Genomic DNA, 15,657 nt, shown 5'->3' on the forward strand with positions numbered 1-15,657 from the left:
CCCGCGCGCCCTGTTGCCGCTGCCCCGACGCTGGGCCATTGTGGGCGGACCGACGCCGGACCGGAGGCGTCCCGCAGAGGGGACCGACGATGAGCACCGAGGTGGAGCAGGGCCGGGTCGCGGGCGAGGAGCCCACGGAGCTCAAGCGGGTGATGGGGCCGAAGCTGCTCCTGCTGTTCATCGTCGGGGACATCCTCGGCACCGGCGTCTACGCGCTGACCGGCGAGGTCGCCGCGGAGGTCGGCGGCGCGGCGTGGGTGCCCTTCCTCGTCGCGTTCGTCATCGCGACGATCACCGCGTTCTCCTACCTCGAGCTCGTGACGAAGTACCCGCAGGCCGCGGGCGCCGCCCTGTACACGCACAAGGCGTTCGGGCTGCACTTCGTCACCTTCATCGTCGCCTTCACCGTCATGTGCTCCGGCATCACGAGCGCGTCGACGGCCTCGCGGGCCTTCGCGGCGAACTTCGCCAAGGGCTTCGGTCTCGACAGCGGCAACGCGACGCTCGTCATGGCGATCGCGCTGCTGTTCATGGGCCTGGTCGCCCTCGTCAACTTCCGCGGGGTGGGGGAGTCGGTCAAGGCGAACATCGTCCTCACCTGCGTGGAGCTCTCCGGCCTCCTGCTCGTCATCATGGTCGGCTTCTACGCCCTGGTCGCCGGCCGCACCGACTTCAGCCGGACGGTCGTCTTCGACAGCCCCGGCGACAAGAACGCCTTCCTCGCCGTCACGGCCGCCACCTCGCTCGCGTTCTTCGCGATGGTCGGCTTCGAGGACTCGGTCAACATGGCCGAGGAGACCAAGGACCCGGTCCGCAACTTCCCGAAGATGATGCTCACCGGCCTCGGCATCACCGGCGCCATCTACGTCCTCGTCGCGCTCTTCGCCGTCGCGATCGTCCCGGTCGGCGAGCTGTCGAGCGGTGACACCCCGCTCGTCACCGTCGTCGAGACCGCGGCACCGGACATCCCCATCTCGACCCTGCTGCCGTTCATCTCGATGTTCGCCGTCGCCAACTCGGCCCTCATCAACATGCTCATGGCCAGCCGCCTGCTCTACGGCATGGCCCGCCAGGAGGTCCTGCCGCCGTTCCTCGGGAAGGTGCACCGCGGCCGGCAGACCCCGTGGGCGGCCATCCTCTTCACGACGGCCATCGCCGTCGGGCTCATCGTCGTCGTGACGCAGAACGCGGAGGGCCAGGTCATCTCGGCGCTCGGCGGCACCACGGCGCTGCTGCTGCTCGGCGTCTTCACGATCGTCAACGTCTGCGTGCTCGTCCTGCGCCGGGACCGGATCGACCGGAAGCACTTCGTCGCGCCGACCGTCCTGCCGGTGATCGGCGCGGTGCTCTGTGCGTTCTTCGTCGGCCCGTGGACCGGCCGCGACGGGCTGCAGTACCAGATCGCCGGGTGGCTGCTCGCGATCGGTGTCGTGCTCTGGGCGGTCACCTGGTTCGCCAACCGGGCCATCCGCGGCAAGAAGACCTACCTGCGCGACCCCGAGGACCTCGCGGAGTCCGAGGGCACCGTCAACTGACGGGCACGGGTCCGGTCGACTCGCGCACGACGAGCTCGGTCGGCATGACGACCTGCTCGAGGGCCGGCTCCTCGCCGGTCAGCGCACGCAGGAGCAGGACCGCGGCCTCGCGGCCCTGGGCGGCGACGTCCTGGCGGACGGTCGTCAGGCCGAGGACGCCGGAGAGCACGTAGTCGTCGATCCCGATGACCGAGAGGTCCTCCGGGACACGCAGGCCGCCCTTGCGGGCGCTCTCGCGCACACCGATGGCCATCTCGTCCGAGGCGGCGACGACGGCGGTCGGGCGCTCGGGGCGGGAGAGCAGGACCGCGCTGTCGCGGGCGGCGGCCTCGGCGGTCCAGTCCGAGCCGAGGATCCAGTCCTCGACGACCTCGAGGCCGGCCTCGGCCATCGTCGCGCGGAAGGCCGTCAGGCGGTCCTGTGGCGTCTGGACGTGCGCGACGTTGCGCGGGACGTCGCCGATGTAGCCGATCCGGCGGTGCCCGAGGGAGATGAGGTGCTCGACGGCGGTGCGCATCGTCGCGCCGTCGTCGATGCGCACGCAGGCGCGGCCGGGGACCGCGGAGCCGATGGCGACGAGGGGGAGGCCGAGCCGGTCGACGAGGTCGACCTCCTCCTGCTCCATCGGCACGTTGAGGGTGATGACGCCGTCGACCCGCTTCCAGAGCATGTTCTGGGTCAGCGGGAGGCGCTGGTCGTAGCTGTCGTCCTCGAGGTCGAAGAGGATCGCGTGGTGCCCGTGCGAGCGCAGCTCCTTCTCGATGGCGCTCACGAGGGTCGCGAAGAACCAGCGGGTGAGGAACGGCGCGACGACGGCGACGACCCTGGTCCGCCCGGAGGCGAGGGACGTCGCCGTCGGCGACGCGACGTAGTGCAGCTCCTCGGCGACCTCGAGGACCCGCTGCCGGGTCTCGGGGGAGACCCGGTCCAGGCCCCGGAGCGCGCGGGAGACCGTGGCCACGGAGACCCCGGCCGCCCGCGCGACGTCCGTGATGGTGCTGATGACGAGACCTCTTCCCGGTGGTCCGGCCGCGCTCAGCCCTTGAGCCCGCCCGCGAGCAGGCCGCGGACGAAGAAGCGCTGGAGGGCGAGGAACACCGCGACGGGGACGACCATCGAGATGAACGCACCGGCCGAGAGGATGTACCAGGCGCTGCCGCGCGACCCGGACAGCTCCGCGACGCGCACCGTCACCGGCGCGACGTCCGGTGTGCCGCCGAGGAACACGAGCGAGACGAGCAGGTCGTTCCAGACCCAGAGGAACTGGAAGATGCCGAACGCCGCGAGGGCCGGGGTGAGGAGCGGCAGGAGGATCTTGAAGAAGATCGTCACGTGCCCCGCGCCGTCGACCCGGGCGGCCTCCATGAGCTCGCCGGGCAGCTCCTTCATGAAGTTGTGGATGAGGAACGTCGCCAGAGGTAGCGCGAAGATCGTGTGCGACAACCAGACGCTCCAGTAGGACGCGCCGAACCCGAGCTTGTTGACGTAGATGTCGAGCAGCGGGATGAGGGCGACCTGCAGCGGCACGATCTGCAGCGCGAAGACGGCGACGAAGAGCCAGTCCCGCCCCGGGAACGGCATCCACGCGAAGGCGTAGGCCGCGAGCGAGGCGAGGAAGATCGGCAGGAGCACCGCCGGGACGGTGATGACGATCGTGTTGATGAAGTACTGGCTGAAGCTCGAGGTGCTGCTCGGCGCGAGCGCCTGGCGGTAGTTCTCGAGCGTGAAGTCACCCGGGTTGCTGAAGGCCGTCCACCAGCCGGTGCGCTGGATGTCGATCTGCCGGCGGAACGAGGTGACGAGCAGGCCGATCGTCGGGAGGGTCCACAGGACCGCGATGACGACGGCGACGAGGGAGGCCCAGGGCGAGGAGATCGCCTTGGCCGCGTTGCCGGCGGCGGACTTCTTGCGGCGCTTGCCGGTGACGGTGACGCCGCTCTCGGTGGTGACGGACTCTGGCGTGGCGGCGGGCTGGAGGGTGCTCACGGCTCAGGCCTCCTTCCGCATCTGCACGATGTTGTAGGTGACGATCGGGACGACGAGGATGAAGAGCAGGACCGCGAGCGCGGCGCCGAGACCCGGTGCGTTGTAGCGGAAGCTCTGGTTGTAGAACTCGTTGGCGACGACCGAGGTGTCGAACTGGCCGGCCGTCATGGTCCGGACGATGTCGAAGACCTTGAGCGTGCCGATGCCGATCGTCGTGAGGACGACGACGAGGGCGGAGCGGATGCTCGGCAGCGTGATGAACCGGAACATCCGGAAGCCGGAGACGCCGTCGAGGCGGGCGGCCTCGATGATGTCGTCGGGGATGGCCTTGATCGCGGCCGAGAGCACGGTCATCGCGAAGCCGGCCTGGATCCAGACCATGACGACGATGAGCATGAGGGTGTTGAGCGGGGCGTCGAGGAGGAACTGCTGGGTCTCGAAGCCCAGCGCCTTGAGGACGCCGTTGAGCAGGCCGATCTGCGGCCGCTCGGTCTGCTTGTACTGGTAGACGAACTTCCAGATGATGCCGGCGCCGACCATCGAGATGGCCATCGGCAGGAAGATCAGGGCCTTCGCGAACGCCTCGCCGCGGGCGCGGTCGATGAGGATCGCGTAGAGCAGGCCGATCGCCGTCGCGAGGAACGGGACGAGGACCACCCAGAGGGCGGTGTTGCGCAGCACCGTCAGCAGCTCGGGCTGGGTGAACATCTGCACGTAGTTGTCGAGCGAGAAGCCGGCCTCGCCGGAGCGTCCGCGCAGCGACTGGATGATCGTGAGGATCGCCGGGTAGAGCAGGCCGACGGCCAGGAGGAAGATCGCGGGAAGGGCGAAGAGGAAGCCCTGGACCTTCTCTCCCTCGCGGCCCTTGAACAGCGAGGCGAGGAAGAGGACGAGGCCGAAGATCGCGGCGAACAGCAGGACCGCGAAGGCCATGAGGAGGAACTTGCCGCCGGTGCTCTCGGCACGCAGCAGGGGTTCGGGGAGGATACCGACCGGGAGGGCCTGCACCACGCTGGACACCATCACGACCGCCTTTCGGGGTGTCTCGGAAAGGGGGAGCCGGGGTGGGGCGGGAACGCCCACCCCACCCCGGCTCGTGGACCTGTGGTCAGGTCAGGACTTCGGCCAGGACTGCTCGATGTAGTCCAGCGTGGACGCGTCGTCCTTGCCGGTGATCCAGTCGGTCATGCCCTTCCAGAAGGTGCCCGCACCCACGGCGCCCGGCATGAGGTCGGAGCCGTCGAAGCGGAAGGTGGCGTTCGCGTCGGTCAGCTGCTCGGCCGACAGCTTGTCGACCGGGTTCTTCAGCAGCGAGGCGTCGGCGTTCTTGTTGGCGGTGACACAGCCACCGGAGCCGCAGGTCTTGGCCCGCTCGTTGGCCCACTCGACCGAGGAGAGGTAGGTCTGGAAGGCCTTGACCTCGGGACGGTCGGCGAAGGCGGCGACGAACTCGCCACCACCGAGGACCGGGCGGTCCTCCGCGGTCTTCGACGGCAGGTAGAAGGCCCAGACGTCGCCGTCCTCGGCGACCTTGGTGCCCTCGGGCCAGTTGGCCGCGTAGAACGAGGCCTGGCGGTGCATGTAGCAGGAGCCGTCGAGGATCGGCTGGCCCGCGTCCTGGAAGGACGTGGAGGCGATCGTCTTGACGTCACCGAAGCCACCGTTGACGTAGGCCGGGTTCTTGAGGATCTTGCCGACCTCGGCGAGGGCCGTGGCGACCGACGGGTCGTTGAAGGGGATCTCGTGCTTGACCCACTTGTCGTAGGTCTCCGGGCCCGCCGTGCGGAGCATGACGTCCTCGACCCAGTCCGTCGCCGGCCAGCCGGTGGCGTCGCCGGACTCGATGCCCGCGCACCACGGCTTGGCGTCCGGGTTGTCCTTGGAGATCTTGTCGGTCAGGGCGAGGAGCTCGTCCCAGGTCTTCGGGATCTGGTAGCCCTTGTCGGCGAAGGCCGACGGGGAGTACCAGACGAAGGACTTGACGTTGGCGCCGAGGGCGGCGGCGTAGAACGTGCCGTCGACGGTGCCGTACTCCTTGAAGTCGGGCATGTTCTTGTCGACGTTGGCGACGACCTCGGCCGGGGCCGGCTTGACGGCGCCGGTGGCGACCATCGTCTGGAGCAGACCGGGCTGCGGCAGGTACGCGATGTCGGGGGCGTTGCCACCCTTGACGCGGACCGGGAGCTGGGCCTCGAACTCCTTGGAGCCTTCGTACTTGATGGTGACGCCGGTGCACTCCTCGAACGGCTTGTAGGAGGCGATGTGCGGCCCGTCCTCGGGCGCGGTGATCGAGGTGTAGACGGTGACCGTCTTGCCCTTGAGGTCGCCGAACGCCGTGTAGGGCGCGCAGTCGATGCTGCTGGTGCCACCGCTGCTCGCGGTGTCGCCGGAACCACCGTCGCTGCCGGAGCCGCAGGCCGTGGCGCTGAGGGCCACCGCCAGGACTCCGGAGAACGCCAGGGCGCGGCGCGTCGAGATGAGGGCCATTGCCCGCCTCCATTTCACTGGGTCGCACCGAGGCGGGATGCCTCGGCGGTGAGGGGAACCGGGAGTAACGTAAAAGCGTTTACACATGCGGGTCAACGCCCTGTCGAGCGTGTGCGGTAACGATTACGTAACACGGCCGTCGCCCGAGTGGCGATCCGATCGCCCCTGCGGTCCCATCAGCCCCTGCATTTCGGGGTCACCCCGAAATGTCCACGGGACAAGGGAACCGAGCCGGGGTCTCGCGGACGAAGGCTTGTGTCGGGCCGGCGCGGGGCCCGGATGTCTCAGCGGACGGGCGCGCCGATGCCCGCGACGACCGTCGGGTGCGGCGCACCGGAGCCGTCGCGCTTCCCCGTCGCGGCGGGCAGCTCGAGCGCGACGCCGCCGGCACCCGACGCGCGGGCCGGCAGCGCGCCGACCCAGGCGAGCACGAGCGTGTCCTCGCCGCGCAGGAACCGGTGCGCGCGCACGCCACCGGTCGCCCGACCCTTGGCCGGGTACTCGGTGTACGGCGCGACCTTGAGCGAGCCCGGCTGGGTCCCGGGGAGCGCGTCCGAGGAGCCGGACGAGGTGACGACGACGTTCTCGGCGGCCGGGTCGACCGCGCCGAAGAAGACCGCGGACGCCTTGGGGGAGAGGCGGATCCCTGCCATGCCTCCGGCGGCGCGACCCTGCGGCCGGACGGACGAGGCGGGGAAGCGCAGCAGCTGGGCGTCGCTCGAGACGAACACGAGGTCCTCGGCGCCGTCGCGCAGCTCGACCGCGCCGACGACCGCGTCGCCGCCCTTGAGGGAGACGACCTCCCAGTCGGGGCTCTTCGGGTACTCGGGCACGACGCGCTTGACGACGCCCTGCGCCGTGCCGAGCGCGAGACCCGGGCCGTCGGGGTCGAGCGAGACGATGGTCAGCGGCTCCTCTCCGCGCGGCAGGTCGACGTACACGGCGAGCGGCGCACCCCCGGAGAGGCTGGGGGAGCCGCCGAGCGGCGGCAGCGCCGGCAGCTCGAGCGCGGACATCCGGACCATCCGGCCGCGGGAGGTGACGAGTGCGAACTCGCCTCTCGCGGTGGTGCGCACGGCCCCGATGATCGCGTCGTGCTTGGCGCGCGGACCGTCCGCCGGGATCGGGTCGGCGGAGGAGGTGCGGGCGAGCAGGCCGGTGGAGGAGAGGAGGACCCAGCACGGGTCGTCGCTCACCTCGAGCGGCGTGGTCTGCGTGAGCGGCGTGCCGGCCGACTCCAGGAGCACGGTGCGGCGGGGGGTGCCGTGGGCCTTGGCGACGTCGGCGAGCTCGCCGGAGACGGTGCGGCGCAACAGCTTCTCGTCGGCGAGGATGGCCTCGAGCTCCTCGATGAGGCGCTTGAGCTCGTCGCGCTCGGCCTCGAGCTCGATGCGCGAGAACTTCGTGAGCCGGCGCAGCTGGAGCTCGAGGATGTACTCGGCCTGGACCTCGGAGAGGTCGAAGACGTCGATGAGGCGGGTGCGCGCGGCGGCGGCGTCGTCGCTGCCGCGGATCAGCTGGATGACCTCGTCGATGTCGAGGATCGCGACGAGCAGGCCCTCGACGAGGTGGAGCCGGTCCTTGCGCTTGCCGAGGCGGTACTCGGTGCGCCGGCGCACGACGTCGGTGCGGAACTGCACATAGACCCGCAGCAGCTCCTTGAGCCCGAGGGTCTGCGGCTGGCCGTCGACGAGCGCGACGTTGTTGATGCCGAAGGAGTCCTCCATCGGCGTGTGCTTGTAGAGCTGCTCGAGGACGGCCTCGGGGTTGAAGCCGTTCTTGACCTCGAAGACCAGGCGCAGGCCGTTCTTGCGGTCGGTGAGGTCCTTGACGTCGGAGATGCCCTGGAGCTTCTTGGCCTGGACGAGGACCTTGACCCGCTCGATGACCTTCTCGGGGCCGACGAGGTAGGGCAGCTCGGTGACGACGATGCCCATCCGGCGGGGGGTGAGCTTCTCGACACGGGCGGTGGCGCGGGTGAGGAACTTGCCGCGGCCGGTGAGGTAGGCGTCGCGGATGCCGTCGAGGCCGACGATCCGGCCGCCGCCGGGCAGGTCGGGGCCGGGGACGAACTTCATGAGGTCGTCGAGCGAGCAGTCGGGGTGGTCGAGGAGGTGGCGCGCGGCGCCGATGACCTCGACGAGGTTGTGCGGCGCCATGTTCGTCGCCATGCCGACGGCGATGCCGCTGGTGCCGTTGACGAGGAGGTTCGGGTAGGCCGCGGGCAGGACGCCGGGCTGCTCGAGGGAGTCGTCGTAGTTGGGGACGAAGTCGACGGTCTGCTCGTCGAGGCCGGTGACCATGAGCAGCGCGGCGGGGGCCATCCGGGCCTCGGTGTACCGGGAGGCGGCCGGGCCGTCGTCGAGGGAGCCGAAGTTGCCGTGGCCGTCGACGAGCGGCAGCCGCATCGTCCACGGCTGGGCCTGGCGCACGAGGGCGTCGTAGATCGCCTGGTCGCCGTGCGGGTGGTACTTGCCCATGACCTCGCCGACGACGCGGGAGGACTTGACGTGCGGGCGGTCCGGGCGCAGGCCGAGCTCGGACATCCCGTAGAGGATGCGCCGCTGGACCGGCTTGAGCCCGTCGCGGGCGTCGGGCAGCGCGCGGGAGTAGATGACGCTGTAGGAGTACTCGAGGAACGCGGTGCGCATCTCCTCCTCGACGTCGATGTCGACGACGGTGCCGAGGGGGTCCTCGGGGGGAGGCGGGGGAGTCGTGCGCTTGGCCATGGGGTGGCGGCCGTCCTCGTGCTCGTGCGGTGCGCCGGGGTCACGACCCGGCAGGGGTCGCCCCCATCCTCACAAACGCCCCCGGCGGGGTCGTCACGACACTCCGAACCGGCCCCGGTGCAGCACCTCGTCGACCCCGCGGCGGCGGCGCGTGCGGGCCGACCCGGACACCCGCTCGGCCTCGTAGCCCAGGGCGACGACCCCGACGAGCCGGCGCCCGGCGGGCACGTCGAAGGTCGCCATGACCTCGTCGTGGCGCTCGGCGGGCACGCCGAAGAACAGCGCCCCGAGCCCGCGGTCGACCGCGCCGAGCAGCACGAGCATCACCGCCATCGCCGTGTCGGTGTCCCAGTAGGGGACGGGCCAGCGGGCCGGGTCGCGGTCGGTCCACCCCTTGTCGGGCTCGGCGTAGCGGTCGAGGTAGGCGCCGGGATCGGACAGGCACAGCAGCAGGACCGGCGCGGCCGAGACGCCTCTCAGCCAGGCGTCGGGCGCTCCCGGGCCGGACGCCGCGGCCCAGTAGCGCTCGCGGTCGGCCGCGTCGATCAGCGCGACGAAGTCCCATCCCTGGCTGAAGCCCGCGCTCGGCGCCCGGACGGCGAGCGCGACGAGGTCGCGGACCACCGCCTCCGGCACCGGCGCGTCGGGGTCGAACCGTCGGACCATGCGCCGCCGTCGGACGGCCTCGTCGAGCTCCACCCGGACAGTGTGCCCGTCACGCGCGGGCCGTCCGCGGGTGGCAGGATGGAGGCATGGCGGAGGCGACGCTCCCCCCGGGCTACCCCATCGCGTGGGAGGCCGACGTGGTGCTCCGCGACGGCACGGTGGCCAGCGTCCGGCCGATCCGCCCCGCCGACGGCGACGCCCTGCGGCGGTTCCACAACGCGCAGTCCGACGAGTCGATCTACCTGCGCTTCTTCGCGCCGCTGCGCCGCCTCTCCGACGCCGACGTCCACCGCTTCACGCACGTCGACTACACCGACCGCGTCGCGCTCGTCGTGACGATGCGCGAGGAGATCATCGGGGTCGGGCGCTTCGACCGGCTCGACGCCCGCAGCGCCGAGGTCGCGTTCAACATCAGCGACCACTACCAGGGCAAGGGCATCGGGTCGGTGCTGCTCGAGCACCTCGCGGCCATCGCGCGGGACGTCGGCATCGCCCGGTTCACCGCCGAGGTGCTGCCGCAGAACCGCAAGATGCTCGCCGTCTTCTCCGACGCCGGCTACGAGGTGGCGCGTCGGGTCGAGGACGGCGTCGTCGAGGTCGGCTTCGACATCGAGCCCACCGACCGCTCGCGCGCCGTCGAGATGAGCCGCGAGCACCGGGCGGAGGCGCAGAGCCTGCACTCGGTGCTCACCCCGGACACCATCGCCGTCGTCGGCGCGAGCCGGCGCACCGACACCTTCGGCGGGCAGCTGCTCGACCGGCTCCTGGAGTCGGGGTTCGCCGGGCGCGTCGTGCCGGTCAACCCGAGCTCGAAGAAGGTGCGCCGGCTGACCTGCTACCCGACCGTGCGCGACGTGCCCGGGACGGTCGACCTGGCCATCGTCGCCGTGCCTGCCGAGGCGGTGCTCGACGTCGTCGACGACTGCGCGGAGGTCGGCGTCAAGGCGCTGCTCGTCGTGTCCGCGGGCTTCGCCGAGGACGGCCCCGAGGGCGCCGCGCGGCAGGCCGAGCTCGTGCGGCGCGCCCGCGGCGCCGGGATGCGCGTCATCGGCCCGAACTCCTTCGGCATCATCAACAACGACCCCGAGGTCCGGCTCAACGCCACCCTCGCGCCGACGCTGCCGCCACCGGGCCGGCTGGGGCTCTTCGCGCAGTCGGGGGCGCTCGGGATCGCCGTGCTCGCGTCGGCCGCCCGGCGCAACCTCGGCATCTCGACCTTCGGCTCTGCCGGCAACCGGGCCGACGTGTCCGGCAACGACTTCATGCAGTACTGGATCGACGACGCGTCCACCGACGCGGTCGGCCTGTACCTGGAGTCGATGGGCAACCCGCGCAAGTTCTCGCGGATCGCACGCAAGCTCGCGCTCATCAAGCCGGTCATCGTCGTCAAGTCCGGCGTCTCGCGCTTCGGGGTGCCGCCCGGGCACGAGGTGCGCGAGACCAAGGCCCGGCCCGAGGTGTTCCGGGCGATGCTCAACCAGGCCGGCGTCATCCGCGTCGAGAACGTCCACCAGCTCTTCGACGTCGGGCAGCTCGTCGTGCACCAGCCGCTGCCGGCGGGCGACCGCGTGGCCGTCGTCGGCAACTCCGCCGCCCTCGGGGCGCTGACCGGCGACGCCTGCGCCAGCTGGGGGCTGACCGTGGCGCACGGGCCGGTCAGCCTGCCGAGCGAGGCCTCGGCCGAGGACTTCCACGCCGCCCTGCGCCGCGCCTTCGAGGACCCCGGGGTCGACTCGGTCGTCTCGTGCTTCATCCCGCCGCTCGCGACCGGTGACGCCGACGTCGCCGCGGCCGTGCGCGCGGCGGCTGCCGACTCCGACAAGCCGTGCGTCGCCACCTTCCTCGGCCTGCGCGGCGTCGACGACCGCGGCTCGGTGACGGGCACCGGCGGTGAGGTGCGGGCCATCCCGGTCTACGCGATGCCGGAGGACGCCGTGCGCGCGCTCGCCGCCGCGACCCGGTACGGGCAGTGGCGGGCCCGCGACCACGGCACCCCGGTCGCGCCGGTCGGCATCAACCGACGCGTCGCGGAGGACGTCGTCGAGACGGTCCTGTCGGTGCACCCGAACGGCCGACGCCTGACCCACGACGAGGCCACCGCCCTGCTGTCGGCGTACGGGGTCGACCTCTGGGGGCAGCAGGAGGTCGCGACCGTCGAGGACGCCGTCGCCGCCGCCGAACGCGTGGGCTACCCGGTCGTCCTCAAGTCCGTCGCCCCGATGGTGCGCCACCAGGGCGGCTCGGGCGGCGTGCGCGTCGACCTCGACGGCGAGCGCTCGCTGCGCGCCGCCTGGGCCTCGCTCAGCGAGCGGCTCGCCCCGCTCCAGGCCGACCGCTTCGTCGTCCAGCGGATGGCCAGCCAGGGCGTCGCGTGCGTCGTCTCCTCCGACGAGGACCCGCTCTTCGGCCCGGTCATCGGCTTCTCGGTGGCCGGCCTGCCGACCGAGCTGCTCGGCGACGTCGCGTACCGCATCCCGCCGCTCACCGACGTGACGGTCTCCGAGCTCATCTCGTCGGTCAAGGCCGCGCCGGTGCTCCACGGCTACCGCGGGCAGACCCCCGTCCACCGCGCGGCGCTCGCGGACCTCATCGCGCGCATCTCGGTCCTCGCCGACGACATGCCCGAGATCGCCTCGCTCGTCCTCAACCCGGTCAACGCCCACCCCGGCGGGGTCGAGGTGCTGGGGGCCGAGATCTCCGTCGCGCCGGCGCCGCGCCGCATCGACCCGGGTCGCCGCTCGCTGACCTGAGGTGCGTCAGCCGGCGCGGGCCTGCGCGACGAGGTCGCGCCAGGTGAGCGTGGCCGTGCTCGTGCTCGACGCGGTGCCCACCGGCGACCCCCAGCGCAGCCGCCAGTCGGCCCGGTCCCCCTTGGAGTCGAAGACGTTGACGTGGTGCGCACCGTTGGCCGCGGCGTAGGCGACGGCGTCGCGGAGCGCGCGCGACTTCCGCGCGGGGTCCCTGACGTCCTCGAGGTAGCCGAGCTCGCTGACCGACCAGGGCGTGGCGTGGCGGGCGGCGAAGTCGCGGACGAACGACATGAGGTACTCGGGGCGCCGCCAGTCGACGCCGTCGGTGTAGCCCGCGGGGCAGCACGCGGTCTGCGTCGCGTGCGGGAGGGCGTACACGTCGGCCGAGACGAGGTCGACGTGGCCGCCGTCGCGGGCGTCCGTGGGCCACCAGTCGTCCGGGGTGCTGCTCCACATCCCCTTGAACGTGATGTTCATGAGGACGAGGGCGACCATCCGCTGCCCGCCGTCGGCGGCGTCCTGCTCGTCGACGATCCGCTTGAGGGCGAGCAGGCCGGCGCGGTACTGCGCGGCGTCGAAGAGACCGGCGCCGTAGTTCTCGGGCTCGTGGTAGACGGTGAGGACGATGTCCTTCGGGGTCGTCGCCACGAACGCGCGGACCTGCTCGACCACAGGGTCGGAGGGTGTCGAGAGCCGCTGGGGGAGGACCCGGAACGAGTACTCGAACCGCGCCCCCGGATGGGCCCGGTGGGCCGGGGTGTCCTGCCAGCGCGCGTAGCCGAAGCCGGAGTCGAACTCGCGGTACATGTCGACCGGCCCGACGGCCGCGTCGAACCACGGCCAGCTGCTCGAGGCCGCGCCGAGGAGCAGGCGGTCGGTGGGCGGGCCGTCGCCCGGCCCGCCGTCGCCCGGCGGCAGCAGCAGGGTCCAGGCCAGCGCGGTCGTGGCGGGCGTCGAGGTGGCCGACGGACCGGCCAGCGGCCCGCTCGGCACATCGGCGCGGTCGACCAGCAGCGCCGAGAAGCGCCCGCTGCCGGTCCCGATGGCCGTGTCCCGGGTCGTCGCCGAGGCCGGTCCGTCCCACCCCGTCGTCGTCGAGGACCGGTCGGCCCAGTACCAGACGGCCGTCTCGCCGCCGCCGGCCTGCACCGAGGGTGCGGGGTGCGAGGGTGACGCCGAGGTCTCGACGGAGCCGACCGCGGTGACCGTCCCGTCCGCAGCGACGCCGCGCCAGACGCCGAGGGTGAGGACCGCCTTGGCGTAGGTCGTGGTGTCGAACCGCACCCGGGCCCCGGCCTCACCGCCTCCCGCCGTGCGCCGGTAGACCGTGGACGTGACGGAGGCGGTGCCGGTCGTCGCGACGGTCGTCCAGCCCGAGAGCCCCGTCGGCCCCGTCCACCGGACGCTCGTGGCCCGCGTGAGGACGAGCAGCATCGTGTCGCCGGCCAGGGTGCCCGCGGCGACGACGACCTCCTTGGCGCGCTGGGCCTGCGGCGCCGAGTGCGACGCGCCGACGAACGTCACGCCGGTGGCGGCCTCCGCCCGCCCGGGGACGAGGAACGAGGCCAGGAGCGCGACGAGCACGCCGAGCACCGCCGGACCGCGACGAGCACCCTGTCGGAGCCCCATGGTCACACCTCCCACCCCTGGACCCGCCGGCCCGGCCGACGGTGGATGAGAGTGTGCCCGTCGGCGGGGTGCCTGTCACCCCCCGGACGGACGGGGCGGCCGAGCGGCGTCGCCTGCGCCGCACGTCACGGCACAATGGGCGCCATGACCAGCGCCCACCACGCTCCCGCCCTCCCGGCGGACCTCATCGCCTCCATCGACCGGGCCGGCTACTTCCCGGCCCTCGTCGCGGACGTCGTCTCCGCGGCCCTCGGGAGCGAGCGCATCGACAACCACCTCGTGCACCTCGAGACGACGTTCGACCGCGACGTCGTCCGGCGGCACATCACGGTGCTGGTCCTCACGCCGACCCGGTTGCTCATCGCGCACGCCGACGACCACGCCGACGAGCCGCCGGCGCCGCAGGAGGTCGCGACGGCCACGACGGAGTCCATCCCGCTGTCGGCGGTCAAGGGCGTCATGCTCACCCACGTCGTCGAGAAGCCCGAGTCGTACGTGCCCGGCACGCTCGGCCGCGAGGTGACGCTGACCCTCGGCTGGGGCACCGTGGCCCGGATCGACATGGTGCCGGCCGCGTGCAGCGACCCGGACTGCGACGCCGACCACGGCTACGAGGGGACCATCACCGGCGACGACATCGCGCTGCGGATCTCGGCCGCGGCCGACGGCGACGACAAGCTGCAGCGGGCGCTGGCCTTCGCCCGCGACCTGTCCGGCGCCATCGGGCAGCGCTGAGCGTGCTGCTCCCCGCCGCGCCCGACTACGCCTCCGGCAGCCTCGCCGACGTCCTCCCCAGCGTGTGCGCGTCGCTCGGCGTGCCGGGAGCGGTCGGCGGGCTGGGGCTGGCCCCGGCGCGGCGGGCCGTCGTCGTCCTCGTCGACGGGCTCGGCGCGGCGCAGCTCTCGCGGCGGCTCGGGCACGCCCCGTGGTTCCGGTCGCTCGCGGGCTCGACGCGGCGCGTGCCGGCCGGCTTCCCGTCGACCACCGCGACCTCGATGGGCACGTTCGGCACCGGCACGACGTCGGGCGCGCACGGGATGCTCGGGTACGAGGTGATGGTGCCGGGGGAGGACCGCGTCTTCAACGAGCTGTCGTGGGAGGACGGCCCGGTGCCGGAGCGCTGGCAGAGCCTGCCCACGTGGTTCGAGCGGGCCGAGGCCGACGGGGTCGCGGTGACCCGCATCGGCCCGGCGTTCTTCGACGGCTCGGGCCTCACGCAGGCCGCGCTGCGCGGCGGGCGGTTCCGGGCCGCCGACGCGCTCCCTGCCCGGGTCGACGCCGCCCTGGCCGCCGTGCGCTCGGCGCCCCGCTCGCTCGTCTACCTCTACTGGGGCGAGGTCGACAAGCTCGGCCACGTCCACGGGCCCGAGTCCTTCGAGTGGACGACCGAGCTCGAGGCCGTCGACCGCGAGCTCTCGCGCCTCGCGGCCCGGCTGCCCGACGACACCTCCCTCACCGTCACCGCGGACCACGGGATGGTCCTCTGCCCGCAGGAGACCCGCCTCGACGTCGCCCGCGAGCCCGGGATGCTCGACGGCGTGCACCTGCTCGGCGGCGAGCCGCGCGCGACCCACGTCTACTGCCGCCCCGGGGCCGCCGTCGACGTCGCCGCCGCGTGGTCGGCGTGGCTGGGGGAGCGCGCGAGCGTCGTCCACCGCGCCGACGCCGTGGCCGCGGGATGGTTCGGGACGGTCGACCCGGCGCACCTGCCCCGCATCGGCGACCTCGTCGTCGTCGCGCACGACGACTTCTGCCTCGTCGACTCCGCGCGGATGCGCCCGCAGCTGCTCGCGCTCGCGGGGATGCACGGGGCGCTGACCGCCGAGGAGCTCGACGTGCCGGTGGTCCACGCGCCGGCCCGCGTCGCCTAGGGTG

The 15,657-nt window shown here is 72.4% G+C and carries 11 protein-coding genes; 4 read left to right on the forward strand and 7 right to left on the reverse strand.

All coding sequences use genetic code 11. From position 1 onward, the window contains the following. Positions 1–89: 89 nt before the first annotated feature. Positions 90–1,535, forward strand: a complete 1,446-nt coding sequence (locus J3473_RS01570) for an APC family permease (protein ID WP_207021634.1) — start codon at positions 90–92, stop codon at positions 1,533–1,535. Here the strand turns inward: J3473_RS01570 and J3473_RS01575 are convergent. From J3473_RS01575 to J3473_RS01600, 6 genes are all read right to left on the reverse strand, one after another. Continuing rightward, the gene (locus J3473_RS01575; protein ID WP_051750657.1) at positions 1,528–2,574 is read right to left on the reverse strand and encodes a LacI family DNA-binding transcriptional regulator; all 1,047 of its coding nucleotides are present in this window, start codon (positions 2,572–2,574) and stop codon (positions 1,528–1,530) included. The two genes, J3473_RS01570 and J3473_RS01575, sit on opposite strands and share 8 nt — an antisense overlap. Further along, complete coding sequence (locus J3473_RS01580) at positions 2,571–3,521, reverse strand: carbohydrate ABC transporter permease (protein ID WP_030528978.1); 951 nt, start codon at positions 3,519–3,521, stop codon at positions 2,571–2,573. The genes J3473_RS01575 and J3473_RS01580 overlap by 4 nt, the downstream gene beginning before the upstream one ends. 3 nt (positions 3,522–3,524) lie before the next feature. Continuing rightward, complete coding sequence (locus J3473_RS01585) at positions 3,525–4,544, reverse strand: carbohydrate ABC transporter permease (RefSeq protein WP_084696846.1); 1,020 nt, start codon at positions 4,542–4,544, stop codon at positions 3,525–3,527. A 90-nt stretch (positions 4,545–4,634) separates the two neighbouring features. Then, a complete protein-coding gene (locus J3473_RS01590; protein WP_207021635.1) occupies positions 4,635–6,008 on the reverse strand; it encodes an ABC transporter substrate-binding protein in 1,374 nt (457 codons plus the stop codon). Between the two features lie 284 nt (positions 6,009–6,292). Beyond that, positions 6,293–8,737, reverse strand: a complete 2,445-nt coding sequence (locus J3473_RS01595; RefSeq protein WP_207021636.1) for a DNA topoisomerase (ATP-hydrolyzing) subunit A — start codon at positions 8,735–8,737, stop codon at positions 6,293–6,295. Between the two features lie 93 nt (positions 8,738–8,830). Continuing rightward, entirely contained in the window at positions 8,831–9,436 is a 606-nt protein-coding gene (locus tag J3473_RS01600) for a nitroreductase family protein (RefSeq protein WP_207021637.1), read from the reverse strand. 53 nt (positions 9,437–9,489) lie between these two features. Here J3473_RS01600 and J3473_RS01605 point away from each other — a divergent pair, with 53 nt between their 5' ends. Next, positions 9,490–12,153 (forward strand): bifunctional GNAT family N-acetyltransferase/acetate--CoA ligase family protein, encoded by a 2,664-nt coding sequence (locus J3473_RS01605; RefSeq protein ID WP_030528983.1) that lies wholly within the window; start codon positions 9,490–9,492, stop codon positions 12,151–12,153. A gap of 6 nt (positions 12,154–12,159) precedes the next feature. Here the strand turns inward: J3473_RS01605 and J3473_RS01610 are convergent, their stop codons facing one another. Continuing rightward, positions 12,160–13,782, reverse strand: coding sequence for a hypothetical protein (locus J3473_RS01610; RefSeq protein ID WP_207021638.1), 1,623 nt, complete (start codon positions 13,780–13,782; stop codon positions 12,160–12,162). A gap of 144 nt (positions 13,783–13,926) precedes the next feature. Between J3473_RS01610 and J3473_RS01615 the strand changes: the two genes are divergently transcribed. Next, positions 13,927–14,517 (forward strand): DUF5998 family protein, encoded by a 591-nt coding sequence (locus J3473_RS01615; protein ID WP_036830325.1) that lies wholly within the window; start codon positions 13,927–13,929, stop codon positions 14,515–14,517. 2 nt (positions 14,518–14,519) lie between these two features. Beyond that, entirely contained in the window at positions 14,520–15,653 is a 1,134-nt protein-coding gene (locus J3473_RS01620; RefSeq protein ID WP_207021639.1) for an alkaline phosphatase family protein, read from the forward strand. Positions 15,654–15,657: the final 4 nt, after the last annotated feature.

This window comes from Phycicoccus sp. DTK01 (assembly GCF_017312765.1).
GTDB classification, from domain to species: domain Bacteria; phylum Actinomycetota; class Actinomycetes; order Actinomycetales; family Dermatophilaceae; genus Phycicoccus; species Phycicoccus jejuensis.

Bases quoted from the DNA above. Each gene is read 5' to 3' on its own strand.
- J3473_RS01570 (WP_207021634.1), top strand. From the start codon at position 90: ATGAGCACCGAGGTGGAGCAGGGCCGGGTCGCGGGCGAGGAGCCCACG.
- J3473_RS01585 (WP_084696846.1), bottom strand. From the start codon at position 4,544: ATGGTGTCCAGCGTGGTGCAGGCCCTCCCGGTCGGTATCCTCCCCGAA.
- J3473_RS01590 (WP_207021635.1), bottom strand. From the start codon at position 6,008: ATGGCCCTCATCTCGACGCGCCGCGCCCTGGCGTTCTCCGGAGTCCTG.
- J3473_RS01595 (WP_207021636.1), bottom strand. From the start codon at position 8,737: ATGGCCAAGCGCACGACTCCCCCGCCTCCCCCCGAGGACCCCCTCGGC.
- J3473_RS01605 (WP_030528983.1), top strand. From the start codon at position 9,490: ATGGCGGAGGCGACGCTCCCCCCGGGCTACCCCATCGCGTGGGAGGCC.
- J3473_RS01610 (WP_207021638.1), bottom strand. From the start codon at position 13,782: ATGGGGCTCCGACAGGGTGCTCGTCGCGGTCCGGCGGTGCTCGGCGTG.
- J3473_RS01615 (WP_036830325.1), top strand. From the start codon at position 13,927: ATGACCAGCGCCCACCACGCTCCCGCCCTCCCGGCGGACCTCATCGCC.